This is a genomic window from Pseudomonas viridiflava, from assembly GCF_001642795.1.
Classification (GTDB): Bacteria; Pseudomonadota; Gammaproteobacteria; order Pseudomonadales; family Pseudomonadaceae; genus Aquipseudomonas; species Aquipseudomonas viridiflava.
The window spans coordinates 381,169-404,780 of the sequence record NZ_LKEH01000025.1 but is presented as its reverse complement, the minus strand read 5'-3'; the positions used below and the strand labels follow the sequence as shown (position 1 = coordinate 404,780).

At 58.7% G+C, this 23,612-nt stretch carries 20 protein-coding genes; 6 read left to right on the top strand and 14 right to left on the bottom strand.

Translation table 11 applies throughout. The features are described 5' to 3' along the window. Positions 1 to 38 precede the first annotated feature (38 nt). Positions 39 to 905 carry a LysR family transcriptional regulator gene (locus AO065_RS12525; RefSeq protein ID WP_004881267.1) on the top strand — a complete coding sequence of 289 codons (867 nt, stop codon included), beginning with the start codon at positions 39 to 41 and terminating at the stop codon, positions 903 to 905. Between the two features lie 176 nt (positions 906 to 1,081). Here AO065_RS12525 and AO065_RS12520 read toward each other — a convergent pair whose 3' ends face one another. The 12 genes from AO065_RS12520 to AO065_RS12465 all read right to left on the bottom strand — a co-directional run bounded on the left by AO065_RS12520 (position 1,082) and on the right by AO065_RS12465 (position 13,700). Beyond that, positions 1,082 to 1,735, bottom strand: a complete 654-nt coding sequence (locus AO065_RS12520; protein ID WP_004881268.1) for an HAD family hydrolase — start codon at positions 1,733 to 1,735, stop codon at positions 1,082 to 1,084. Positions 1,736 to 1,797: 62 nt separating this feature from the next. Next, entirely contained in the window at positions 1,798 to 3,327 is a 1,530-nt protein-coding gene (locus AO065_RS12515; protein WP_004881270.1) for a sodium:solute symporter family protein, read from the bottom strand. Next, complete coding sequence (locus tag AO065_RS12510) at positions 3,324 to 3,581, bottom strand: hypothetical protein (RefSeq protein ID WP_004881272.1); 258 nt, start codon at positions 3,579 to 3,581, stop codon at positions 3,324 to 3,326. The genes AO065_RS12515 and AO065_RS12510 overlap by 4 nt, the downstream gene beginning before the upstream one ends. A gap of 116 nt (positions 3,582 to 3,697) precedes the next feature. Beyond that, on the bottom strand, positions 3,698 to 4,633 hold the full coding sequence (locus tag AO065_RS12505) for a choline/ethanolamine kinase--aminoglycoside phosphotransferase (protein WP_004881274.1): 936 nt from the start codon (positions 4,631 to 4,633) through the stop codon (positions 3,698 to 3,700). Continuing rightward, positions 4,630 to 5,586 (bottom strand): phosphotransferase family protein, encoded by a 957-nt coding sequence (locus AO065_RS12500; RefSeq protein WP_004881275.1) that lies wholly within the window; start codon positions 5,584 to 5,586, stop codon positions 4,630 to 4,632. Before AO065_RS12500 ends, AO065_RS12505 begins: the two co-directional genes overlap by 4 nt. A 9-nt stretch (positions 5,587 to 5,595) precedes the next feature. Further along, the gene (locus AO065_RS12495; protein WP_004881278.1) at positions 5,596 to 6,876 is read right to left on the bottom strand and encodes a Zn-dependent hydrolase; all 1,281 of its coding nucleotides are present in this window, start codon (positions 6,874 to 6,876) and stop codon (positions 5,596 to 5,598) included. Continuing rightward, entirely contained in the window at positions 6,854 to 7,612 is a 759-nt protein-coding gene (locus AO065_RS12490) for a DeoR/GlpR family DNA-binding transcription regulator (RefSeq protein WP_004881280.1), read from the bottom strand. The genes AO065_RS12495 and AO065_RS12490 overlap by 23 nt, the downstream gene beginning before the upstream one ends. A gap of 83 nt (positions 7,613 to 7,695) precedes the next feature. Continuing rightward, positions 7,696 to 9,099, bottom strand: coding sequence for an amidase (locus tag AO065_RS12485; RefSeq protein WP_004881283.1), 1,404 nt, complete (start codon positions 9,097 to 9,099; stop codon positions 7,696 to 7,698). Positions 9,100 to 9,346: 247 nt separating this feature from the next. Then, positions 9,347 to 10,834, bottom strand: coding sequence for a SulP family inorganic anion transporter (locus tag AO065_RS12480; RefSeq protein ID WP_004881285.1), 1,488 nt, complete (start codon positions 10,832 to 10,834; stop codon positions 9,347 to 9,349). A gap of 555 nt (positions 10,835 to 11,389) precedes the next feature. Continuing rightward, on the bottom strand, positions 11,390 to 11,677 hold the full coding sequence (locus tag AO065_RS12475; RefSeq protein ID WP_004881286.1) for a DUF1652 domain-containing protein: 288 nt from the start codon (positions 11,675 to 11,677) through the stop codon (positions 11,390 to 11,392). A gap of 209 nt (positions 11,678 to 11,886) precedes the next feature. After that, positions 11,887 to 12,330 carry a GNAT family N-acetyltransferase gene (locus AO065_RS12470; RefSeq protein ID WP_004881287.1) on the bottom strand — a complete coding sequence of 148 codons (444 nt, stop codon included), beginning with the start codon at positions 12,328 to 12,330 and terminating at the stop codon, positions 11,887 to 11,889. Between the two features lie 149 nt (positions 12,331 to 12,479). Further along, positions 12,480 to 13,700, bottom strand: coding sequence for a class I SAM-dependent methyltransferase (locus tag AO065_RS12465; protein WP_004881288.1), 1,221 nt, complete (start codon positions 13,698 to 13,700; stop codon positions 12,480 to 12,482). A 275-nt stretch (positions 13,701 to 13,975) separates the two neighbouring features. Between AO065_RS12465 and AO065_RS12460 the strand changes: the two genes are divergently transcribed. Together AO065_RS12460 and AO065_RS12455 are read left to right on the top strand one after the other, a co-directional pair. After that, positions 13,976 to 15,181 (top strand): alpha-xenorhabdolysin family binary toxin subunit A, encoded by a 1,206-nt coding sequence (locus AO065_RS12460; protein WP_050562155.1) that lies wholly within the window; start codon positions 13,976 to 13,978, stop codon positions 15,179 to 15,181. Positions 15,182 to 15,197: 16 nt separating this feature from the next. Continuing rightward, on the top strand, positions 15,198 to 16,205 hold the full coding sequence (locus AO065_RS12455; protein ID WP_004881294.1) for an alpha-xenorhabdolysin family binary toxin subunit B: 1,008 nt from the start codon (positions 15,198 to 15,200) through the stop codon (positions 16,203 to 16,205). A gap of 55 nt (positions 16,206 to 16,260) precedes the next feature. Here AO065_RS12455 and AO065_RS12450 read toward each other — a convergent pair whose 3' ends face one another. Then, the gene (locus AO065_RS12450) at positions 16,261 to 16,878 is read right to left on the bottom strand and encodes a TPM domain-containing protein (protein WP_004881296.1); all 618 of its coding nucleotides are present in this window, start codon (positions 16,876 to 16,878) and stop codon (positions 16,261 to 16,263) included. 27 nt (positions 16,879 to 16,905) lie between these two features. Further along, on the bottom strand, positions 16,906 to 17,598 hold the full coding sequence (locus AO065_RS12445) for a TPM domain-containing protein (protein ID WP_032650752.1): 693 nt from the start codon (positions 17,596 to 17,598) through the stop codon (positions 16,906 to 16,908). A 319-nt stretch (positions 17,599 to 17,917) separates the two neighbouring features. Between AO065_RS12445 and bglX the strand changes: the two genes are divergently transcribed. The 3 genes from bglX (at position 17,918) to AO065_RS12430 (ending at position 23,420) form a co-directional block, all read left to right on the top strand. Continuing rightward, the gene (gene bglX / locus AO065_RS12440) at positions 17,918 to 20,242 is read left to right on the top strand and encodes a beta-glucosidase BglX (RefSeq protein WP_004881300.1); all 2,325 of its coding nucleotides are present in this window, start codon (positions 17,918 to 17,920) and stop codon (positions 20,240 to 20,242) included. Positions 20,243 to 20,318: 76 nt separating this feature from the next. Further along, positions 20,319 to 22,076 carry a sensor histidine kinase gene (locus tag AO065_RS12435; RefSeq protein ID WP_004881302.1) on the top strand — a complete coding sequence of 586 codons (1,758 nt, stop codon included), beginning with the start codon at positions 20,319 to 20,321 and terminating at the stop codon, positions 22,074 to 22,076. Positions 22,077 to 22,082: 6 nt separating this feature from the next. Next, complete coding sequence (locus AO065_RS12430; protein ID WP_004881304.1) at positions 22,083 to 23,420, top strand: sigma-54-dependent transcriptional regulator; 1,338 nt, start codon at positions 22,083 to 22,085, stop codon at positions 23,418 to 23,420. The last annotated feature ends 192 nt before the right edge of the window (positions 23,421 to 23,612 follow it).

Genomic DNA, 23,612 nt, shown 5'->3' with positions numbered 1-23,612 from the left:
CTATTAATGCAGCACCCTATGTGTACAAGGCATCACCCATGGAACTCGTGTGGCTGGAGGACTTCAACGCCCTCGCCGAGAGCGGAAATTTCTCACGTGCCGCCGACGCACGGCATGTCACTCAGCCAGCGTTCAGCCGACGGATCAGGGCGCTGGAGAGCTGGGTGGGCGTCGAGTTGTTCGAGCGCACCGCCCAGGGCGCGACGCTGACCGAAGCGGGCCAGAGCATGCTGGACAACGCCCGCGAGCTGACGCGAAGGCTCTACCAGATGCGCGCGGAAGTGAAGGAAGTCGCAGGCAAGGCCACCCGCACGCTGCATTTTGCCGCCACGCACTCGCTGTCGTTCACCTTCTTCCCGGCCTGGATCAGACAGGTGGAAGACGGTGCGCCGATTGAAGGCATCAGGCTTCACTCCGACAACATGGCGGCGTGTGAGCAGTTGCTGCTCAACGGTGAAGTGCAGTTCCTGATCTGCCATCAGTATCCCAACGTACTGCCCCGGTTCGACAGCAAGCAATTCGACAGCAAGGTGATCGGCGCCGACGCCCTGCTCGCCTTGCAATCCCCCGAGCTGAAGCCCGGCGAGCCTGTGCCTTTTCTGTCCTACACGGCAGAGTCGGGGCTGGGTCGAATCATCGCCTCGTACCTGCAGAACCACCCTGATCATCCCGCGCTGGAAACCGTTTTCAGCTCGCACCTGGCGGCGGTGCTGCTGTCGATGGCGTTGCAGGCCAAGGGTATCGCCTGGCTGCCGCAGAGCCTGGCGGCACCGGAGTTGGCATCGGGACGTCTCACCCACAGTTCGATAGCCCTGCCAGACATCCAGACCGAAATCCGGATATTCAGGGCAATGATTCCGCTGGGGGATTTTGCAGAGAAGTTCTGGGCGGGGCTTGAGAGTTGATTGGGAGGCCCCACCACGTCTTCGACGTAGCGCTGTCGCGCAGCAAACATCTAACCACAAAAAACGTGTTCATCCAGCAGATTACGTGTTGTTTGATAAGAGATGACTGACTGAGAAGATGCGATACCTGGGGAAGGCACCACCACATCCCAAGTGCTGCATGGACAACACACCACTCACGCCCAATCCAGCACCGGCCAGCCATGCTCCTGCGCGTACGCCCGCAGCGTCGGGTCCGGGTTCACGGTAATGGGGTTGTCGACCAGCTTCAGCATCGGCAGGTCGTTCCGGGAATCCGAGTAGAAGAACGCACCTTCCAGCATTTCGTCCTGTGCCCTGAGCCACTCGCTCAGCCGCAGCACCTTGCCTTCGCGGTAGGTCAGGATGCCCTCGGTGAGACCGGTGAACTGACCGTCCTGCACTTCCAGATCGATGGCCAACACTTCGTCGATGCCCAGATGCGCGGCAACAGGCGAGACGATATGGACGCCTGTCGCCGAAATCACCAGCAACCGGTCACCGGCCGCCTTGTGCCTGGCGATGGTCTGACGGGCCTCGCGGTACACGAGCGGATCGATGACGGCCTTGATGAAATGCGCGACGGCCTCGGCCACGTTCCCCACAGTACGGCCGACCATCGGTGTGAGGCTGAACGCCATGTAATCCTCCATGGCCAGTTTGCCCTGGCTGTAGGCGTTCATCAGCTCCTGATCGAGGCTCAGAAAGTCTTCGTCTTCCACCCAGCCCAGCCGCATCATTTCCCGGCTCCAGAGGCTGGCGCTGTCGCCATGAATCAAGGTGTCATCCAGATCAAATATCGCTAAAGCCATCGGGTCCTCTCAACAGTCGAACTGCGCTGAACGAGCGCGCCCGAAAGGGGCGCGCGCCTGTATCAATTCATGGTGGGAATGGCGTTGCCGACCCTGGGAGCTGGCGCAGCAATCGCGAACAGATCATCGACCCGCTTCACTTCCGCAGCACTGGGCTTGATGGCGAATGCACACGCGACAAAGATCACCGCATTGAAGATCAGCCCGATGATCCCGCTGGTCAGGGAACCCAGCTGAGGGATGTCGTCCGGGTAGATCGTCGTCAGCACGATGGCCACGAAGATGCCCACGAGCATGCCGGCAATCGCGCCCTGTTTATTGCCTCGGCGGGAGAAGATGCCGAAGAACAACGGTACGGCCAACTGGATGATGCCCTGATAGGAAATCTGCGCCAGCAGCTGTAGCCGGGCATAGTCGAAGGTCAGGTAGGCCAGTACCGACGCAGCACTGATGAACACCACCATGCCTACCTTGGCGAGGATGGTCTTCTGCCGGTCGGTGCGCGGCGCGTTCCAGGTCGCCAGGTCGTTGGCGAACTGCGTGCCGCAGACTTGTACGCAGCCGTCCACGTGACCGATGCTGGCCGCCAGCACGATCACGATGGCGACCGCCAGCAGCCACGGCCCGCCAATGTCGAACAACGACAGGAACCAGCCATGCTGTGGATGCGCAGCGACGTTCGGGTCCTGACTGACGGCGGCGGCGAACAGCATCAGAATCCCGTAGAAGCCTGCGACGAGCAGAATGGTGACCAGGGTGCCCTTCTTCACCGAGCGCACGCCGCTGGCGGTGTAGATACGCTGGAAGCTCATCGGCCAGCACATCGAACCGATCACGCCGGTGAAAATCAGGCTGAACATGTACAGCGGGCCGTAAGTGCTGCCTGCGCCGCCCGGAATCACCAGCATGCTGGCGGGCAATTGCGCGAGGTTGGAAAACGACGCCTGATCACCGAACAACAGCAGCACGCAAAGCGCGGCACAGAGCACGTAGGCAATCAGCCCCTGATACATGTCGGTCATGATCAGCCCGCGCATGCCCATGCTCACGGTCCAGTACTGCCGAATCAGAATAACCACCACGCCAACCGTCAGGCAGGTGGTCACGCCCCAACGCCCGAAGCTGGCGAATTGAAACAACGTGGCCAGCGCCTGAATCCCCATCACCACCCACGGGAACACCGAGATGATGCCGATGATCGAGGCAATGCGTTTTACCGCTGGACTGTCGAAGCGCATGCCCAGCAGGTCGGGTTGTGTGGTGAGGTTGAAGCGCTTGCCCCAGGTCCAGGCGCGGTTGGCCATCAGGTACATGGCAGTGACCCCGAGGGTTGCGTACACCATGCCGTAAAAGCCCAGCGCACCGCCGACCGACAGTGCAAAGAACGCTGTGAACGTCGCGCCCGGCCACCATGAGTTGGTGTAGCACATCGCGATGTACCAAGGCCCGTAGGAACGGCCGCCAACAGCATAGTCGGAAAACGAGTCACTCTTGCGATTGGTGGCGTACAGCACGCCGATCATCCCGGCCAGAAACAGGCCGATGAGCCCGAAGGTGATGTACAGGTCCGAATTGACGAGTGTGCTGATCATTGTGCGTCACCGTCTTCAGGAATCTCGCCGCTGGCGGACTCGACCCTGTAAAGCACCCAAAGACCGAGGCCCATCAGCGCAGCGTTCAGAATCCAGTAAAAGATCGGCAGCGGAATACCCAGCACGATGACCGTACTGCCACTGACCTGAAGGTAGAACGGCGGGAACAATGCCATCATCAACAATGCAAAAAAGTACACACCGAACACGAGCGTTTTCACACGCCCGGGCCGCGCAATCGAAACAGTACCCATGGAAGACTCCTTGAATTTTGGATCTTGCGATTAATCGATCAAGTAAAACTCAAGCAGTAAAAGAGTTGCCGCCAATAGCCCGATCTTGTGATTGTCGGGTCTTGTATTACGAAGGTTCAGACCTGTCTGAGCCAGGTTTCCCAGCGTGGATCGTTGATGGCATTGCGCGCCCTCATTTGCTTCCATGCACCGTATTTGTAGAAGTCGAAGTCCAGTTGCGACACGGCGTGCTGCACCATCGCCCACGTGGACCATTTGATATCCGCGAGCGCTTTATTGACCTTGATCCGGGCCAGCGTCCGGGTGTCGACGCGACCGAAATAGTCTTCGACCAATTCGAGTTCCACCTCGTCGGTGAAGAACATTTCGCCAAACCAGAGCGCCAGCTCGTAGTGCCGATCGTTGTTGGATGCGTATTCGAAATCGACCAGCCTGACTTGCTGTCGATCATTGAGCATGAAGTTACCGGCCAGCGTGTCATTCATGCACGGCGCCAGATCAATGCCTGAGGCTTGCAGCGCGGCTTTCGCTCTGTCGTATTGCAGCGACAACCATGCACCATCCTGAGGTTTCAAGGCGTTGAGCTCAGCCACCTGGGTCTGGTGTTCGGCGATCATGTCGAACACGGTCTTGGTCTGGCACAACAGCGCCTGATCATTGAACGCCTTGAGCCCGAGCAGCGCGTTGTGACGCACGTCGCGCTGCAGAAAATCGAGGTTCGATGACGCCCGCCAGCCTTCCATGAACTCGAACACTTCGACGCCGAACTCTTCCAGAAACGCAAACACCGGCGCGCCGTATCCGGTTGCCGCTGCGGCGACACTGGCGTCATGAGCCGTGCGACGGTCGATGAACATCTCGGTGCCCGCCCCCGGAATCTTGAAGAAATACGCGGTATCGGCGCCCTCGACCTCGACGCGCCAGTTGGTGTTGGAAATCCCGCCGCTGACCGGCCTGTACGTGATCCGCTTGCCGCGCCACTGGCTGATGCTGGACACCGCCGCCTCGAGTTGTTGTTCATGAAGACTCATGGCTTCTCCCAAAATGTTCATGCGCGCGCCTCCCCAACCTGACGCAGCCAGCTTTCCAGGCGCGGATCCCGGGTGCTCTGCAGGCAGCGCAAAAAGGTCCATTGCCCGAGCTTGGAAAACTCGAGTGACCGGGCAGACACTGTGCCCGCCCAGAACCCCCACAGCGTCCAGTACCAGTCGTTGATCAGCGCATACAGACGGCAGACGGCGTAATCCACCTCAAGGCATTTGCCTGCCCATGATTCGATGCCTTCGCGCCACTGCGCCTCAAACGAAAACAGCTCATTCAAGGTAATTGCGACGTCATACCAGGCATCCATGCAGCCGCCGTAATCGAAGTCGACCAGCTTCAGATTCCCGTCCCGCGACACCATGACGTTGCTGGTGACGCCATCGCCATGGATCGGCACTGCGTGAAAGGGTCGGTTTTGCAGTGCGTCCCAGGCCATGTTGACGCATCGATCAATCCACGCATGTTCTGGCGGCAATACAACCCGATCCCGCGTGCACAACACCCGCAGGCGTTGCAGATCATCCATCGGCGAGCGGATGAAATCTGGCACGGCTCCGTTATGAACAGCGCGTTTCAGATCCCACACCTGCTCGAGCCGCCCCGGCGCGATGAGTTCGTCCAGCCGTGCACAGCGCCAGTCTGCCGGGCTCAGGGCTTCGAAAATCAGTACGCCGTTGGCCCTGTCTGCACTGATCAACCGAGGTGCTGCGCCGCTCAGGCCCGCACACTCGCTGGCCTGCGCGCTGCGCTCGACATCGATCAAGGGCGCCATGTCCGCCTGCAACACTTTTGCGTACCTGGCAGTCTGGCCGTCGGTGACGTGATAACCCAGCCACTCGGTGGCCAGCCTGGACGGCGAGGCAATGCCGGACGGCCCGTCCTGTACGCTCAGGTTGTCGCCCAACCCTGCTTCCGATAATGCAATGTGAAGACGATCCAGCGGTGATGTGTCTTTGAACATGGTCTGCCCTCAGCGAAAGGAATCCGGCGCCGTGCAGGCGCGATGAAGCAAGGCAGTCAGCATTTTCAAACCGTTGTGCATGTCCTCGTCACTGGTGTACTCGGCTTCGTTGTGCGAAAGGCCGTTACGACTGGGGATGAACAACAGGCAGACCGGGTATTTGCTGTTCATGCTGATCGCATCGTGACCGGCCACTGTTGCGCTGTCGGTGATGGGCAGACCCAATTCGGTCGCCACTGCATGCGCCAGTTCGGCGAAGCCGTCGGGAAGTACACCGGGGGCGCGCAGCACGCTGCTCTCGATGTCGAAACGGGTCTGGGTCCGGTCGGCGATCTCATGCAATGTGGCGTTCAGACGCTCGGCGGCTGCACGCAGCAGTTCAGTGTCTCGCGAGCGATGTTCCGCCAGCAGCGACACGCGAGACGGCACCACGTTGGGCGAGTTCGGCCAGATCTCCACGCGCCCCACCGAGCTGTGCATCTGCAACCCGTGCAGGTCGGCTTCCGCACGCACCGCAACGATGGCATGTGCGGCAGCGAGCATTGCATCACGGCGCGCGGCCATGGGCGTTGGTCCGGTGTGGTTCTGCTCGCCGTCGAAACGAATACGTTGCTTCAGCGCGGCCCAGGTCTCCCTGACAACGCCAATCGACAGCTTGCGGCTCTCCAGCGCGGTGCTCTGCTCGACATGAATTTCCACGTAACCCGCGATGTCGAGGCTGACCGGGCCGTTGCCCAGATAACCGATATCCTGCAACGCCTGCCTGAGGCTGATGCCGTCGCCATCGCTACTGTTCCAGGCCTGCTCAAGACTCAGCGAGCCGGTGAACACGCCGCTGCCGATCAGGCTCGGCTGAAAGCGTGCGCCCTCTTCATTGGTCCAGTTCACGACAGCAAGATTGCAGGCCGGCTTTTCTCCGCGCTCGCGCATCTGGCGCCCCAGACTGGAAACCGCCACGGCCCCGGCGAGCACGCCGTACACCCCGTCGAACCGACCGGCGCTTGGCTGGCTGTCCAGGTGCGAGCCACACACCACATACGGGGCCTGCGGGTCGAAGGTCATCAGGCCGAAAATATTGCCCACCGCGTCGATGCGCACCTCAAAGTCATGCGCCTTGAGCCAGTCGCAAAACAGGTCGCGAACCTGACCGTCTTCAGCCGATGCAGCGAGCCGGTGCAGACCACCCGCAGGTGTCGCGCCAATGGCCGAGCTCTCGGCGAACAGCGCCTCGAACCGGGCATGGTCGGCGGCATCTGGCGTCAGCAATTCATGAGTACAGGATGTCGACATCATCTCTCTCCAGGCGAGCCGTAAACTCAGCCGATAGCGGACGGTTCGTGACCAGGGTCGTGATTGCACTGAATGGCAGGGTGTTAACAAAAATCCGGTGACCGAACTTGCCGTCGTCGGCAAGGATCACGCGCTGCCTGGAATGCTTGACCAGCGTGCGCCGCAACATGGCTTCCGGCTCGTGGTAATCCATCAGGCCTTGTTCAAGGTCGATGGCGCCGATGCCCATGAACGCGATGTCGTAATTGAACTGGCTGGCGAACGCCAGGGTGTGCGGGCCGATCAACGCGTTGTCGTTGCGGCGCACGTCTCCGGGAGCGACCAGTACCTGGTTGTCGCTTTGATGGGTCACCACCTGAGCGATGTCCAGCGAGTTGGTGATGATCCTCAACCGGCTGAACCGGGACAGCATCTGCGCCAGTGCGAGGGTCGAGGTGCCGGTGTCGAGAAACAGCACCATGCCGTCGCTGATCAGGCCTGCCGCCTTGCTGGCGATACTCGCCTTGGCTTGCGGCTTCATGCGACTGCGGACCTGCAACGGCGGCTCGTCATTCAACTGCGGCAGAATAGCCCCGCCATGAATGCGCCGCAGCTTGCCCATTTCTTCCAGGTACTTGAAGTCGCGGCGAATGGTCTCTTCCGACACATAAAGCGACTGTGCGAGCTCGGACGCCTTGACGCGCTGTTGCTGAGCCAACAGGCGCATGATTTCGTCCAGACGAGGCTGATTGAGCATGGGGCTGACATTCCGTTGTGAAGAAAGGCGTTCAGTGTACCCATCTGTCTTCGGCGGCTGATGGCTGCTCATGTCGGGCGTGTTCATTGCGCAAGCATCGGTGGCAAATATTGATCCCACGGCGAAATCGCTTCGAAGGCTGCGCAGAATTGCAGGACATCAGCGTCCGCGAAACGAGGACCGACCACCTGCAGACCGATGGGCAACCCGTTCGGGGCAAAGCCGCAGGGAATGGTTGCCGCCGGGTTTCCCGACACGTTGAAGGGATAGGTGAAGGGCGTCCAGCGTGCCCACGGTACGGCGCCATCCTGATCGGCAAAGCCGTCCGGTGCGACCTCATCGGCATCGAATGGCAGCACAGGAAGTGTCGGCATGATCAGCAGATCGTAATCGTCGAACAGCGCATGCACCCGATTGGCGAAAGCGGCACGCTGTTCGACGGCCTGAAGATAACCGGCAAGATCGTAGCGGGCAGACTGCTTGATCAGACGGGCGAAACCGGGATCAAGCTCGTCCAGTCTGTCGGCCAGCGCGCGTCCGTAGACGATGCCGCGTCCGGCCACCCAAAGCGTTTCAAAGGTGGCCAACGGGTCTGGCCAATCCAGCGCAAGGGCGCTCACGTCCACTGGCAGGTTTGCAGCAATCCTTTCGACAGCAGCCTCGACCGCGGCCGCTATAAGCGGATCGACAGGCATATTGAACAACGTCGGGACGTAAGCGATGCGCAGCTTTCCAAACGGCTGGTCGCAGCGCGCCAGACAGGATTCTGTTGGTGCCGGGAGCGCCTGATGGTCCAGCGGATGCGGCCCTGAAAGAATGTCGAACAACAACGCCGAATCGCGCACGGTGCGGGTCATCGGGCCTGCATGGCTGAGCATTTCAGTCGCAGACCATGGCCACGTGGGAATTCGTCCCAGTGAACCCTTGAGGGCAAATATCCCGCAGAACGAACCGGGAATCCTCACCGACCCGCCGCCGTCCGATCCCAGAGACGCTGGAACCATGCGCGCCGCAACCGAAATCGCAGAGCCTGAGCTGGAGCCGCCGCTGGTCAGGCTCGGATTCCACGGTGTGCGCCCGTTGCCGAAAAGCCGCGAGGTACTCGCCCCTGTCCAGCCAAACTCAGTGGTTGCGGTCTTGCCGAGAATGATGGCGCCAGCGTTTTTCAGGCGCTGAATGATGGGCGCGTCCTTGAGCGGAACACTGTCCAGACTGGTCAACGACCCTTTGGTGGTCCGCAGACCTGCCGTGGAAAACAGGTCTTTGACGCCGAACGGGATGCCGTGCAGCGGTCCTTGAACGCGACCGTCGCCTGCCTCGTCATCCTGCCGACGTGCCTGTTCGAGCGCGGCGTCTGCATAAACATCGCCGAAGGCATTCAATGTGTGATTGTGGGTTTTGATCGCTTCAAGGCTCGCTTCCACCAACGCCACAGACGTGATTGTGCCTGCGTCCAGCTGCTCGCGGGCCTGAATCACAGTGGGCATGGAGAAGCGCTTTGACTCAATCAATGGGGATGCTCCGGCAAGTCATGGGCGCGTCGCCCAGGCCAGCGCATTACTGATCAGGTGGAAAAAACCGTCAAGTGGCAAATGTTGTTTTTGTTGTATTTATGGACTTTAAATTTGTAACAGCACCGCAGGGGTGCGAAAAAAAGCTTTATTTTCTGCCTGCGCCCAACGCTGGGGCAATAAAAAGGGCCTGCCCGTTTGTGGGTTTCAGGCCCAAAATACCTCAGTGCTTCATCAACGCCTCGATACCTCCAGGCTTGTCATGCACGCCGAATCTGTCCACCAGTGTCGCGGTCGCGCTGTTCATGCCGATCACATCCACTGCGATCCCGGCACTCCTCAGTTTCAACACCACTTTGTCCAGCGCAGCCACAGCGGTGATGTCCCAGAAGTGCGCGTCCCTCAGGTCGATGGTCAGGGTTTCGAGCGATTCTTTCAGGTCGAACGAACGGGCGAACCGGTCTGCGGAACCGAAGAACACCTGGCCGCTGACGTAATAGGTGCGATGGCTGTATTCGGGGTCTTGCTTCGAGCTGACGTCCAGGTAATACGCAATCTTGTTGGCAAAGAACATCGCCGCCAACAGCGTTCCGGCCACGACGCCATACGCCAGGTTATGCGTGGCAACGACCACGACCACAGTGACGATCATCACCAGATTGGTGGAGAGCGGGTACTGACGCAGGTTGCGAATCGAGCTCCAGCTGAAGGTGCTGATGGACACCATGATCATCACTGCGACCAGCGCGGCCATGGGAATGCGGGCCAGCCAGTCTCCGAGGAAGATCATCAGCGCCAGCAAGGAAACACCGGCGCTCAGCGTCGACAGACGCGTCCTGCCGCCGGACTTCACGTTGATCATCGACTGACCGATCATCGCGCAACCGGCCATACCGCCAATCAGTCCGCTGGCAATGTTGGCGACGCCCTGCCCTTTGCACTCGCGGTTCTTGTCGCTGGACGTGTCAGTCAGGTCATCGACGATGGTGGCCGTCATCATCGACTCCAGCAAACCCACAACCGCCAAGGCCGCCGAGTACGGCAGTACGATCAACAGCGTCTCGAAGGTCAGTGGCACATCCGGCCACAGGAAAACCGGCAGGCTGTCGGGCAGCGATCCCATGTCGCCGACCGTGTGAATCTTCAGCCCCATGAACACCGATATCGCGGTGAGCACTAGAATGCACACCAAAGGCGATGGCAGCAGCGAGCCGACAACCGGAATCCGTGGCAGCAGATAGATGATCGCCAGACCGCCAGCGGTCATGGCGTACACCACCCAGGTGACGTTGGTAAGTTCCGGCAGTTGCGCCAGGAAGATCAGGATGGCCAGTGCATTGACGAAGCCAGTCACCACGGAGCGCGACACGAAGCGCATCAGTTCGCCCAGCCGCAGATAACCCGCCAGTATCTGCAAAACGCCGCAAACCAGCGTGGCTGCCAACAGGTATTGCAGCCCGTGATCCTTGACCAGATTCACCATCAGCAGCGCCATCGCACCAGTGGCAGCGGAGACCATCGCAGGGCGCCCGCCCACAAACGCGATGACCGTACAGATACAGAAAGAAGCGTAAAGCCCGACGCGGGGATCGACCCCGGCGATGATGGAAAAAGCGATGGCCTCGGGAATAAGGGCCATCGCGACAACGAGGCCCGCCAGTACGTCGGCCCGGACATTCGATAGCCAGGCAGCCTTGATATTTTCAAGCATTGATTCACCCATGCAGGCACGGCATGACACGCAGCGGCGGGCGCTGGGCGATGCAGGTGCGTCTGTTTTCAGTGGTGTTGAAGGTGCGCTGCGGCCGACAATCAGGCGCAGCAGAAAGCGACCGCAGCTAGAAGGCGATCAGGGTGTTACGAGGGGGGGCGTAGCGCTAAGGCGGCGTAGGCAGCCAGTTGGAACGGAGCAAGGTATTTTCCTTCGTCAGATCACAGATTGACCGGCGCGATGATAACCCTCACAGGAAGCAGGGACAACCTGGAGGTTGAGCCGCGTCTCTGTTCGAGATGAGTATCTGGAGCGGGCGCTGTGTTGCCCGCAGGAGCGGACTTGTCCGCGAAGCTGGCACGCCCGATGAGGATCCAGCGTTTGAAATACGACATTTGAAGACCAACGCAACACTGCCCGCCCCTTCAAGTGTGGATAACTCGATCATCCACACTTGCAACTTCAAAAGGCGTCTCTTGCCACGCGGTGATCTTTCATTCCGGACGCTGATGGCTCAGGAACAATCAGCTGTCACTCTCACCATGACTGGTGCTGTTACCAGCGCTTGGTAGCTGCCTGTCGGTAACCCAGACCGGCGACCGGATTCTCGTTCATGGACATCAGCATGCGCGCTTCGCCGACCAGCTCCGACAGCGCACGGCTCGATACCATTCGATCAAGTTTGATTCCCGTCACACAAATGGCGTGATCTGGATTCTCGGGATTGGTCAGGGTCAATGTCAGGGATTCACCCTCTGCAGCGTCCCAGGTGCAGCGATGAGGTAACAGCGCCTGCTCGACCATGTGCTTGATTTCAAGCGTTGAAAGTCTGTATGCGTTCATGATTGCCTGCTTCATATAATTTGTAATGGACGGTATTCAGAGAGTGGGTGTCCGCAGGCGTTCCACATAAATATTTATCAGAACATCCGTTACTTAATGCCCTCTCTATTCTTGTACAAACTATTGAAAGCTGTAACGTTTACGTCCAGCTTTTGACCAAGCAAACATTGAGTTTTAGAGCACTTGCTCAATAAATAAGTTTTCTTTTGTTACAACTTCAACGTCATCTCGACGCTGTCGATACCCACCCCGTGACCGTCCCGTTTCAAGCGGGTCAGCGAAAAACCCAGGCCAGCGTAAAAACCTTGAACCAGCTGGCTGGTGTTGATGTAAGCCTGGCTTACGTGCGGGAGCTCCCTCATCAGGTCAAGCCGGGACAAAACGAGGAACCGGCCCAGGCCATTGCCATGCTGATTTCCGGACACCATGCCCCAGGTGAGTTCGGCCATCGACGGATCGGCAAGCACCAGATACCCACCGCAAGCGAGGACTTCACCCTCGCGCTCCACGACGAAATAGGACCCCACAGGATCAATCAGAAAGCGGGCAAATTTGTCGCGCTCGGACGGGTCGAAAAAGCGTGGCGTGTTGGAGTCGAAAATTTGCAGACAGGTGTCCCTGTCTGCTGGGAGGTAAGGGCGAAGCGTATCCATGTGCAGGCCTTAATGTTCAATGCAGTAAAACTAATCAGCAGACGTTGCGTGAAACAGGATTCGCGCGCAGACCGCATACGTTGATACAGACGGCGCAGACCGGATAGAGCGGCGTGTACCTGCCGCTCAGGGGCAAATATGCTCAACCTTCAACCAAGAAAACCATCCGCCCGAAGCAGGGTTTCCAGGCACTGCTCGGTAATGCCGTAAAACGCTTTGAGTTCCTGGATACGCGCCAGCAGGTGAGTCGGATCGACAGGCTCGGCGCGTTTGACCGCCAGGATCATCTTGTTCTTGTTGGTGTGTTCCAGCGAAATGAACTCGAACACCTTGGTTTCGTAACCGCACGCTTCCAGCAGCAAGGCGCGAAGGCTGTCGGTGACCATCTCCGCCTGCTGGCCCATGTGCAGGCCGTATTGCAGCATTGGCTTGAGCAGGGTCGGGCTCTGGATCTGTAGACGAATCTGTTTGTGGCAGCAAGGCGAGCACATGATGATCGACGCGCCGGAGCGAATCCCCATGTGAATGGCGTAGTCGGTAGCGATGTCGCAGGCGTGCAGTGCGATCATCACGTCCAGCTCGCTCGGCGCAACGGTACGCACATCGCCGTGCTTGAAGACCAGCCCCGGGTGCTCGAGGCGCGCCGCTGCGTTGTTGCACAGGGTCACCATGTCCTCGCGCAACTCGACACCGGTCACCTCGCCCTGCGCCTGCAGCGTATTGCGCAGATAGTCATGGATGGCGAACGTCAGGTAGCCCTTGCCCGAACCGAAGTCCGCGACCTTGACCGGTTGATCCAGCTTGAGTGGGGAAGACGTCAAGGCGTGGGAAAACACTTCGATGAACTTGTTGATCTGCTTCCATTTGCGCGACATGGCCGGGATCAGTTCATGCTGACGGTTGGTCACGCCAAGATCGGTCAGGAACGGGCGCGTCAATTCCAGGTAGCGCTTCTTCTCACGGTCATGCCCGGCGGCGGGCGCTTCGCGCTCCTGCTGCGCCTTGCTCTTGAACAACGTGCTTTTGCCTTTCTTGCTGAATTCCAGCTGCACCTCATCGGTCAGTGACAGCAGATGCGCGTTCTTGAACGACTCGGGAATCAGGCCAGCGATGACGTCCACGGCTTCGGCCAGGGGGAAGTTCTTGGTGATGTCGCGGGTCTTGTAGCGGTACACGAAAGACAGGCAAGGCTGCTCGCGGACCGTCAGCGGCTTGATGATCACCCGCTGCACCTCGGCTTCGCTGCCCACGTATTTGGCCAGCACCAGCTTGATCAAAGAATTCTGGGACAGGCTGGTGTCCAGCAGGCCGAGAAATTGCGCACGATGATCCGGCGCGGCAGAGGATGAAGCGGTGGGTGTCACGGACATCGAAAGGTGCCTCAAGCGTCCCCGCAGGGACTCGTAAAAATCAGGCATGCATTTTAAGCGTGCCGACGCCTGTCAGGCATGACTATTTTCGGTTCTTACGATGAACGCCGACAGGACGGCGGTGGCGCAATGCCTGTAAAACGAATTTTTCGTCGGTCACTATACAAATATATTAAATAGCCGAAAAACGCCGTTACAGTGAAACACGCTGACTCACGGCGTGCTGCATGGCTGTCGAGTGAGCCCTTACTGAACTTGCACAAGGAACGTGCACCATGCATGACCCAAATAATAAATCTGAAATACCCGTACACGCCAAGGTAATGATAACGCCCACCGAGTTTCTCAGGACCCTGGCGGAAGATGAACAAAACAATGGCCGGGCGACGGCGCTGATTCTGACCAAGGAAGACATTCTCAGCATCAAGCGTTACGAAAGACACAGCTTGAACCTGCCCAACACCCTTGCCCGGGTAGAACAACAACTTGGGTTTACGCACAGCGGCATTCCCGGTCTTGAGCCCAAGGACCTGTTGCTGACCTACAGCGCAATCAACCGGCACGCCCAAAGCTGGTCAGCCATTGAAATCGATATCAAAGCCAAGGGTTTCGAACTTGATCTGTTTGCCGGTGAGTTTTCCAATCAGGGCAAGCAGATTCTGGACTACGTTGACAAGATGGAACTCGTCAAGCAAATCCAACTGACCGTTGCCGACCTGACCATCGAAACAGTCAGAAGCCTCAAGCCTGCTCCACTGACAAAAACAGACAAGACAGTCTGTCTGTCATTGGCTGAAACGCTGAGAAAAGTGGGCGTGCAGATTGAAGAGCGTCGAGAGGCATCCAGGAAACTTGCCGACGACATTCAACAGTTTGCTCACGTTCTGAGCGTCGATCTGGTCCCTGGCATCAACGACAAAGTGCGTCTGGCCAGCCGGTCGGATCTGGACGAGGATCTGATCGCACTTGAAGAGGAGATTGATCGTCTTACCGTCGATATTGATCAGAAGCATCAGGAATACAAGACCACGAAAAACAATATTACGCTGGGGCTGCTGGGCGGGATTGTCGGGCTTATTGTGACGGACAGCATATTCGGCACCCAGGCGGAAGCGATCCGCCGTGAGAAAAACCGACTGGTCGCCGAAAAAAAGACCAAGCTGGAAGTGCTCGGATATAAGCGTCCGCTCGCGGCGGCCATACGCAGTCTGGAAGTGCTGTTCGAAGACATGAAGATTCGTATGCTGGATGCTCATCAGAGCGCCGTGAACCTGCGGGATCTCTGGACCATGCTGGCCACTTATATAATGACCGCCGCCAGACAACTGGCGACGATCAACGACCATCAGACGCTAATGGACTTCGTATTTGATTTCAAAAAAGTCGTGACCCCCTGGGAAGAGATAAAGGGCGTTACAACTCACCTGTTGCTGACCTTCGAACAGGCGCTGGATGAGTTTTCAAACCAACAACACAAATAACCATAAGGACATGGACATGATCACCAATACTGCCACCTCCCAACCTGAACAATTGGCAGCACCTGACAGAGCAATCATGGATGCAGCACGTCAACACATTCATACACAGATAACGTCTTTGACGCTCGACTTCCTGCCCGCCATGAAAGAGAAATTATTGCCACTCAAGACAGCGCTCAACGCCGCCGACTCGCAATTTGTGAATCACCTGGCCACGATGACTGCGCAGTTGAAGACCTTCAATCATACGGCCATCGACCGCAAACAACTGCAGATCGAGGCGGACCAGAGTCTGAGCGAAGAGCAGAAGCTCCAGGCTCTCAAGCTGCTGGCTGCCCAGCGAGTTCGTCAGGTAGTAGAGCTGAGCGACGTTTTAACCCATGCAGCTCAAGCAATTGCACGCACCACTGACGATCTTCAGCAGATCAAATTGCAACTCGAGGACAGCAACCTGACAGGCAAACTGCAGGAACAATTAAATGGTTTGAATCAGCAGTCTGCCGCAAGGGAAGCCAGGATGAATGCCGTGGCAGAAGATCGTCGTCTTCTGGATGAAACGGTCAAGACGTTTGAACAGCACAACCTGGCAAACGTGTTCAAGGAAGCGCTGCCTACCGAGGAGGAGCTGTCGACAGTTGCCATTCCCTCACCCCACCTCATGGTGATGCAAGTCGGGCTTGGAAGACTGCAAAAGCTGCTTGGCAAGCTCAGCAATGCACTGAAATATTCCGATCTGATCGCCGAGCGTGACCAACTGCGCCATCGCTACAACACCCTGCTGGCTGAATCTCAAACCACGCAAAAAGAGGCGAAGGCGATTGCCCGAAACCTGGAAGAACTGGCGACACTGGCCAGTCTCGACAATAACAGGGCGGTCTGGGTTCAACAGTCCAGAAAGCTCAGTGATTCGCTCTACCGTTTTCTGGAAAACGACGCTTTGAAAGTGCCGACTCTTGTCAATCTTCACGTGGATCAACTCAGCGCTTACATGAAGTCGATTTACAGCATCACGCGCAGCGATTGAGTCTTGCCGCCGTCCACGGGCAGGAATGCGCTTGGCATTACCTGCCTGTGTCTCCCTAACCCAACACCACCAGTCGATTGGGCAGCTCATTGCGGCCATGGGTGACCGGAACATGATCGGCCAACAACTCGCCGCAGGCATGAATGCAGCCTAAAAACCCCTCAAGAATCTGACCGTTCCTGACCTGCTGAGTGAAGACATCGACCATCGCTTTCCAGGTATCGTCGTGCAGACGGCTGGCAATGCCATGGTCGACAAGAATTTCAACGTAGCGCTCGGCTTCGCTGACGAAAACCAGAATGCCGGTTCCGTCGTGGGTCTTGTGCAGGTTCTGCTCCAGAAACTGACGCCGCGCCAGATTGCCCGCTCGCCAGCGCCGCACCGAAGCGGGCACCAGATGCCCGGTCACCCGTGGAATACGGCAGATCAGCGCGACCACGATGAACGTGCTCATTTGAGCCAGCATCAACTCATCGGCACTCAACCATTGCAGGCAGTAATTGACGGTGCCGGGCAGCAGCAGACCCAGCAGACCGCCCCAGATCAACGGCATGTAGGCATAGTCGTCAGCGCGGGCGGCCAGTACTGTCACCAGTTCGGCATCGGTGCGTTGCTCCACACGATCAATCGCCTCTGCCACCTGCCGCTGTTCTTCTCTGTTCAATAAAGCCATGACTCTCTCATTTCCCGAATCGGTCAATTACCAGTTGCCCGAGGCACCACCGCCATCGAATCGGCCGCCACTGCGGCCTGCAGATTGCTCGCCGGGGCACAGGCGGCCGACCGAGCGCCGAATGCTGACGAACACGATCAGCAGCACAACGAGGGTCAGAACAATGGCCGTCAGCCAGACACGGAAATCGCTCAGCGGCTCTTCATAAACAGCAAGACGGGCCGCAGGTTCAGGGTAATCCGGAACCTGACCACCCAGCGCGGTGATCATCGCCTGTGCGCCACGCTCGATGCCGATGGCAAACCGGCTGTCATTGAATTCAGGCGTGACCAGCATATTGATGATGAGCGACGACTGGGCATCGCTCAACCGGTCTTCAAGCCCGGAGCCGACCTCCATGAGCACCTTGCGCTTTTCACGGTCGACTACCAGCAGGGCACTGTTGGCCTTGCCGCCCCGCCCCAGATCCCAGGCATCGCCCAACTGGGCACCGAACTCTTCGATCGTCGCGCCCTGCAGATCCGCCAGGGTGACGACGACAATTCGCTCACCGGTGGTCTGTTCATAGGCACGCAGCAACTTTGCAAGACGCACGGTCGTCTGACTGTCGAGCATCTGTGCCGCATCCACGACGCTGCCCGTCATGGGCGGAAAAACCAGTGCGGGCTGCTCGGCCTGGGCACGAAATGCCACGCCCAGCGTCATTACCGCGTACAACATCATCTGTAACACGCACTTCAAACCTGACCTCCGGTGCTTTTTGAAACCATTGAAACGACCGCCTTAGCCAAAACACAAGTTCCCCGGCATAATCCATCGCCGATGCCGAGCACGGGACACTGTTGACCGAGCGAGGATGTGTACAAAAATCAATCAAACCGACGATTTTCGTACACACCCTGGAAAGCCCTCGTGCAACGAAGCGGGCAGCAACTATTCTTGCGCCCAGCTCGAACAATAACGCCAAAGGTCTATAACCCAAAAACTGGCTGTCGGATATTAAACGCGAGTTGCCGACAAAAGCCTTGAGAATTTATTGATGAATAAGCTGTGTTTATTAGGTTTGCTGGTCGGTCTGGCCAGTCACTCCATGATCGCTCAAAGTGCCGCGGCGGTTGACGCTCCGGCCTCTTCTGCCGTCTCGGCCAAGTCCACACTTCAGGCAAAGAATGCGTTCATCAGCAAACTGATGAAACAAATGACTCTGGATGAAAAGATCGGTCAGCTGCGCCTCATCAGCATCAGCGGTGAAATGCCGCAGCCCATGATTCTCAAGGAAATCGCTGCTGGGCGCATCGGCGGCACGTTTAACTCCATTACACGCTCGGAAAACCGTCCTTTGCAGGAAGCTGCAGTCGCCAAGAGCCGTCTGAAAATTCCGATGTTTTTCGCGTATGACGTTGTCCACGGCCATCGCACGATTTTCCCGATCAGCCTCGGCATGGCTGCAAGCTGGGACATGGACGCCATTGCGCTGACCGGCCGGGTGTCGGCGAAGGAAGCCAGCGCCGACGGCCTGGACATGACCTTTGCGCCCATGGTCGATATCTCCCGTGATCCACGCTGGGGACGCAGCTCCGAAGGCTTTGGCGAAGACACCTATCTGGTCTCGCGCATCTCCGACGTCATGGTCCGCTCGTTCCAGGGCAAGAACGTTGCCGCCAACGACAGCATCATGGCAGCCGTCAAGCACTTCGCCCTGTACGGCGCGGTGGAAGGCGGACGCGATTACAACACCGTGGACATGAGCATGACGCGCATGCACAACGACTACCTGCCGCCGTATCGCGCCGGTGTAGACGCTGGCGCCGGCGGCATCATGGTCGCGCTGAACTCGATCAACGGCATTCCGGCAACTTCCAACACCTGGTTGATGCAGGATTTGCTGCGCAAGGACTGGGGCTTCAAGGGCGTCACGATCAGTGACCACGGTGCGATCAAGGAGCTGATCGAACATGGCGTAGCCAAGGATTACCGTGAGGCCGCCAAGCTGGCCATCAAGGCCGGTGTCGACCTGAGCATGAACGACGTGGCCTACGGCGAGCAGTTGCCCGGTCTGGTCAAGGACGGCGAGGTTTCCATGAAGGAAATCGACAACGCCGTACGTGAAGTGCTGGGTGCCAAATACGATATGGGCCTGTTCGCAGCGCCTTACGGCCGCATTGGCGTGGCCGCCGATGATCCGGCCGACACCTACTCCGACGATCGCCTGCATCGCGCCGAAGCCCGCGACGTGGCACGCAAGACACTGGTACTGCTGAAAAACCAGAACGACACCTTGCCTCTGAAGAAGCAAGGCACCATCGCCGTGATCGGCGGCCTGGCGCAGAGCCATCTCGACATGCTGGGCAGCTGGTCGGCAGCCGGTCGTCCCAATCAGTCGGTGACGGTGTATGAAGGTCTGCAGAATGCTGTCGGCGACAAGGCCAAACTGGTCTACGCCCGTGGCGCTAACGTCAGTGACAACGAACACATCCTCAACTACCTGAACTTCATCGAGAAGGAAGTGGAAATCGATCCACGTCCGGCTCAGGAAATGATCGACGAAGCCGTCAAGGTGGCCGAGCAGTCCGACGTGATCGTGGCGGTGGTCGGCGAGTCCCGCGGCATGTCCCATGAATCGGCAAGTCGCAGTAGCCTGACCATTCCGGGCAAGCAGCGCGACCTGATCAAGGCACTCAAGGCCACTGGCAAGCCGCTGGTTCTGGTATTGATGAACGGCCGTCCGCTGGTGCTGGTCGATGAGCAGGAACAGGCTGACGCCATGCTCGAAACCTGGTTCCCGGGCACCGAAGGCGGTAACGCCGTGGCTGACGTGCTGTTCGGCGACTACAACCCGTCGGGCAAACTGGCCATGTCGTTCCCGCGTTCGATCGGTCAATTGCCGGTCTACTACGCGCACCTGAACACTGGCCGTCCTTACCATGAAGGCAAGCCGGGCAATTACACCTCGCACTACTTCGAAGAGCCAAACGGCCCGCTGTTCCCCTTCGGCTATGGCCTGAGCTACACGCAGTTCGACGTCTCGGACATCAAGCTGTCGGACGCCAACATGGCACGCAAAGGCAAACTGACCGCCAGCGTGACGGTCAAGAACACCGGCAAGGTAGCCGGTGCAACCATCGTTCAGCTGTACCTGCGCGACGTTGCCGCCTCGATCAGCCGTCCGGTGAAAGAGTTGAAAAACTTTGAAAAGGTCATGCTCGAGCCAGGCGAAGAGAAAGTCGTTACCTTCACGCTCAGCGAGAACGATCTCAAGTTCTACAACGCTCAGCTCAAGTACGCCGCCGAGCCCGGCGAGTTCAAGGTCATGATCGGCCTGGACTCCCAGACCGTGAAAGAGGCGACCTTCAATCTGTTGTAAAAATCGCTGATAGCGCCTTCACGAGCCGAGTGCCCGTGAAGGCGCCCAGGCGGTACGTTCAGGCAGCGCAAGAAACATGACGTTCAAGCATCGCTACTGGCGCCTATCCCTTTATGTGATGCTGATTCTGGCTGGCGCAGCCGTATCGGCCGGACTGGCGATGCGTCAGGCGCAGCGCCATGCCCTGTCGGAAGATGCCGTTCGCGCCAATAGCCAACTGGCGTTGTACGCCAACACGCTGCACACCCTGATCGAACGTTATCGTGCCCTGCCCTCTGTGTTGGCGCTGGACCCGGAAATCCGTACGGCATTGAGCGGACCGGTTACCGAAGATGTCCAGAACCGGCTCAACCTGAAGCTGGAAAAAATCAACGCTGCCGCCCACTCATCGACCTTGGAATTGCTGGACCGCCACGGTCTGGCTGTCGGCGCCAGCAACTGGCAAACCCCCAATAGCTATGTCGGTCACAACTACGGCTTTCGTCCCTATTTCCTGCAAACCCGCGCGCAAGGCACCGGACGTTTCTACGCAGTCGGCGTGACCACCGGCATCCCCGGTTATTTTCTGTCCAGCGCGGTGCTGGACGATGCCTCCGGGTTCATCGGTGCGATGGTGGTGAAACTGGAATTCCCCACCCTTGAACAGGAATGGGGTCAAGGCGATGACCTGCTGATGGTAAGTGACGATAAAGGCATCGTTTTCATTGCCAACCAGCCAGGCTGGCGTTACCGGGAGCTGGAGCCCATCTCGCTCGAAAACCGCAGCGAACTGCTGCGCACCCGCCAGTACGACAAGAAACCGCTGACACCGCTGCGCAGCCGGGTCATCGATCAGCTCGGGGAACACAGCCAGCTGCGCCGCGTCGATGGCCCGGACGGCACGGCAGACTATCTGTGGCAGTCATTGCCGCTGCCGGACGAAAACTGGACGCTGCACCTGCTGCGCAAACCACCGTTGGCCAATGAGGACATCCGTAACGCTGGAATCGCCGCCGCCGGAATCTGGCTGGCACTGGTGTTTCTCGGCCTGTTCCTTTACCAGCGCTGGCGTCTGGCCCGTTTGCGTGAGCGCAGCCGTGATGAACTTGAACGTCTGGTACAGGAACGCACCCGCGATCTGCAGACAGCGCAGGACGGTCTGGTGCAGTCCGCCAAGCTGGCAGCGCTGGGCCAGATGTCGGCAGCGCTGGCCCATGAAATCAACCAGCCCCTCACAGCACAGCGCATGCAACTGGCGACCGTGCGTCTGCTGCTGGATCAAGGCCGCATCGAGGAAGCCTGCAAGGCGCTGATACCGGTGGATCAGCAACTGACGCGTATGGCGGCATTGACGGGGCACCTCAAGACGTTCGCACGCAAGAGCCCGGCCGGTCTGCGAGAACGGCTGGACCTGGCAACGGTGGTCGATCAGGCCTTGCTGCTGCTCGAACCACGTCTGCATGAAGAGCATGTCGAATGCGTGCTGCAACTGTCACGCCCGGCCTGGGTGCGCGGTGATGCGATCCGCCTGGAGCAGGTCCTGATCAACCTGTTGCGCAATGCGCTGGACGCCATGCGCGGCAGAACGCCGGCGCGCCTGGAAATACGCATCGAGCCGCTGGACGGTCAATGGCGACTGAGCGTCGTGGACACGGGCGAAGGCATCGCACCCGAAAACCTGAACAACATTTTCGATCCATTCTTTACCACCAAACCGGTTGGCGACGGGCTGGGTCTCGGTCTGGAGGTGTCCTATGCAATCATCCATGAACTGGGCGGCCAATTGAGCGCTGAAAACCACGGCAGCGGCGCGGTGTTCCGGTTCAGCCTGCCCAACGACTTTCTGGAGACCTGACCCGGCATGTTGAACTCGGTCATCGTGGTAGACGACGAAGCCCCCATCCGACAGGCCGTGGAACAGTGGCTGACCCTGTCGGGTTTCACTGTCCAGGTATTCGCCCGAGCTGAAGAATGCCTGGCCGAAATGCCGGAGCACTTTCCCGGCGTGGTGCTCACTGATGTGCGCATGCCGGGTATCAGCGGGCTTGAGCTGCTGGCACGCCTGCAGGTTGTCGACAAGGACCTTCCAGTCATCCTGCTGACCGGACATGGCGATGTCCCGATGGCCGTCGAGGCCATGCGTGAAGGCGCTTATGACTTTCTCGAAAACCCCTTCAGCCCGCAAACGCTGATCAGCAATCTGCGCCGCGCCCTCGAAAAGCGTCAGCTGATTCTGGAAAACCGCCGCCTGCATGAACAGGCCGACGCCCGCACCCGGCTGGATACCAAGTTGCTGGGCATGTCCCCCAGCCTGCAGACCTTGCGCCGTCACGTGCTTGAGCTGTCACAGCTATCGGTGAACGTCATCATCCGCGGCGAGACCGGCAGCGGCAAGGAACTCGTTGCCCGCTGCCTGCACGACTTCGGCCCTCGCGCCAGCAAACCATTCGTCGCCCTCAACTGCGCTGCCATTCCTGAACACCTGTTCGAAGCCGAGCTGTTCGGCCATGAAAGTGGCGCGTTCACCGGTGCCCAGGGCAAGCGTATCGGCCGCCTCGAATACGCTGACGGCGGCACGGTATTTCTCGACGAAATCGAAAGCATGCCCATGGCGCAGCAGGTCAAACTGCTGCGGGTACTGCAGGACAAGCGCCTGGAACGGCTGGGCTCCAATCAGAGCATCGACGTCGACCTGCGAATCATTGCAGCCACCAAGCCGGATCTGCTGGAAGAAGCGCGCGCCGGACGCTTTCGCGAAGACCTCGCCTACCGGCTTAACGTGGCCGAACTGCGCTTGCCCGCGCTGCGTGAACGACGTGAAGACATTCCGTTGCTGTTCAACCATTTTGCCCGTGCGGCGGCAGAGCGCATGGGCCGTGAAGCCCCGGTGGTCAGTGCGGTCCGGCTGAGCCAGTTGCTGAGCCATGACTGGCCCGGCAATGTGCGCGAACTGGCCAACGCTGCCGAACGTCAGGCCCTGGGTCTGACCCGGCCAGATGTGGAGACGACACACGCCGAACCGACCGGACAGTCTCTGGCGGCTCAGCAGGAAGCCTTCGAGGCCCAATGCCTGCGCGCCTCGCTGAGCCGACACAAGGGCGATATCAAAGCGGTGCTCCATGAATTGCAGTTGCCGCGCCGGACCCTCAACGAAAAAATGCAGCGTCACGGTCTCATGCGGGAAATGTTCCTGAGCTGAAGGACGACTGGCCGAAAATACTTGTCTGGCCGGAAACGAACATTTCCAGACGCACCGGGTCTGCATACTGTCACGCCACCTTTGGTCGTGATCGCTGGATAGTTGAAAGGCACAATGACATCATGCCGACCTTGATACTCCAGCCAACCTCAGCAGTCCGAAACATGGGGCATTTTCTACCGTGAATACTCC

What these genes read in the sequence shown, in the direction of transcription:
- AO065_RS12515 (WP_004881270.1), bottom strand. Translation starts at nt 3,327, where the DNA reads ATGATCAGCACACTCGTCAATTCGGACCTGTACATCACCTTCGGGCTC.
- AO065_RS12495 (WP_004881278.1), bottom strand. Translation starts at nt 6,876, where the DNA reads ATGTCGACATCCTGTACTCATGAATTGCTGACGCCAGATGCCGCCGAC.
- AO065_RS12520 (WP_004881268.1), bottom strand. Translation starts at nt 1,735, where the DNA reads ATGGCTTTAGCGATATTTGATCTGGATGACACCTTGATTCATGGCGAC.
- AO065_RS12450 (WP_004881296.1), bottom strand. Translation starts at nt 16,878, where the DNA reads ATGGCTTTATTGAACAGAGAAGAACAGCGGCAGGTGGCAGAGGCGATT.
- AO065_RS12485 (WP_004881283.1), bottom strand. Translation starts at nt 9,099, where the DNA reads ATGCCCACTGTGATTCAGGCCCGCGAGCAGCTGGACGCAGGCACAATC.
- AO065_RS12460 (WP_050562155.1), top strand. Translation starts at nt 13,976, where the DNA reads ATGCATGACCCAAATAATAAATCTGAAATACCCGTACACGCCAAGGTA.
- AO065_RS12500 (WP_004881275.1), bottom strand. Translation starts at nt 5,586, where the DNA reads ATGTTCAAAGACACATCACCGCTGGATCGTCTTCACATTGCATTATCG.
- AO065_RS12445 (WP_032650752.1), bottom strand. Translation starts at nt 17,598, where the DNA reads ATGTTGTACGCGGTAATGACGCTGGGCGTGGCATTTCGTGCCCAGGCC.
- AO065_RS12480 (WP_004881285.1), bottom strand. Translation starts at nt 10,834, where the DNA reads ATGCTTGAAAATATCAAGGCTGCCTGGCTATCGAATGTCCGGGCCGAC.
- AO065_RS12525 (WP_004881267.1), top strand. Translation starts at nt 39, where the DNA reads ATGGAACTCGTGTGGCTGGAGGACTTCAACGCCCTCGCCGAGAGCGGA.
- AO065_RS12510 (WP_004881272.1), bottom strand. Translation starts at nt 3,581, where the DNA reads ATGGGTACTGTTTCGATTGCGCGGCCCGGGCGTGTGAAAACGCTCGTG.
- AO065_RS12430 (WP_004881304.1), top strand. Translation starts at nt 22,083, where the DNA reads ATGTTGAACTCGGTCATCGTGGTAGACGACGAAGCCCCCATCCGACAG.
- AO065_RS12490 (WP_004881280.1), bottom strand. Translation starts at nt 7,612, where the DNA reads ATGCTCAATCAGCCTCGTCTGGACGAAATCATGCGCCTGTTGGCTCAG.
- AO065_RS12465 (WP_004881288.1), bottom strand. Translation starts at nt 13,700, where the DNA reads ATGTCCGTGACACCCACCGCTTCATCCTCTGCCGCGCCGGATCATCGT.
- bglX (WP_004881300.1), top strand. Translation starts at nt 17,918, where the DNA reads ATGAATAAGCTGTGTTTATTAGGTTTGCTGGTCGGTCTGGCCAGTCAC.
- AO065_RS12470 (WP_004881287.1), bottom strand. Translation starts at nt 12,330, where the DNA reads ATGGATACGCTTCGCCCTTACCTCCCAGCAGACAGGGACACCTGTCTG.
- AO065_RS12475 (WP_004881286.1), bottom strand. Translation starts at nt 11,677, where the DNA reads ATGAACGCATACAGACTTTCAACGCTTGAAATCAAGCACATGGTCGAG.
- AO065_RS12435 (WP_004881302.1), top strand. Translation starts at nt 20,319, where the DNA reads ATGACGTTCAAGCATCGCTACTGGCGCCTATCCCTTTATGTGATGCTG.
- AO065_RS12505 (WP_004881274.1), bottom strand. Translation starts at nt 4,633, where the DNA reads ATGAACATTTTGGGAGAAGCCATGAGTCTTCATGAACAACAACTCGAG.
- AO065_RS12455 (WP_004881294.1), top strand. Translation starts at nt 15,198, where the DNA reads ATGATCACCAATACTGCCACCTCCCAACCTGAACAATTGGCAGCACCT.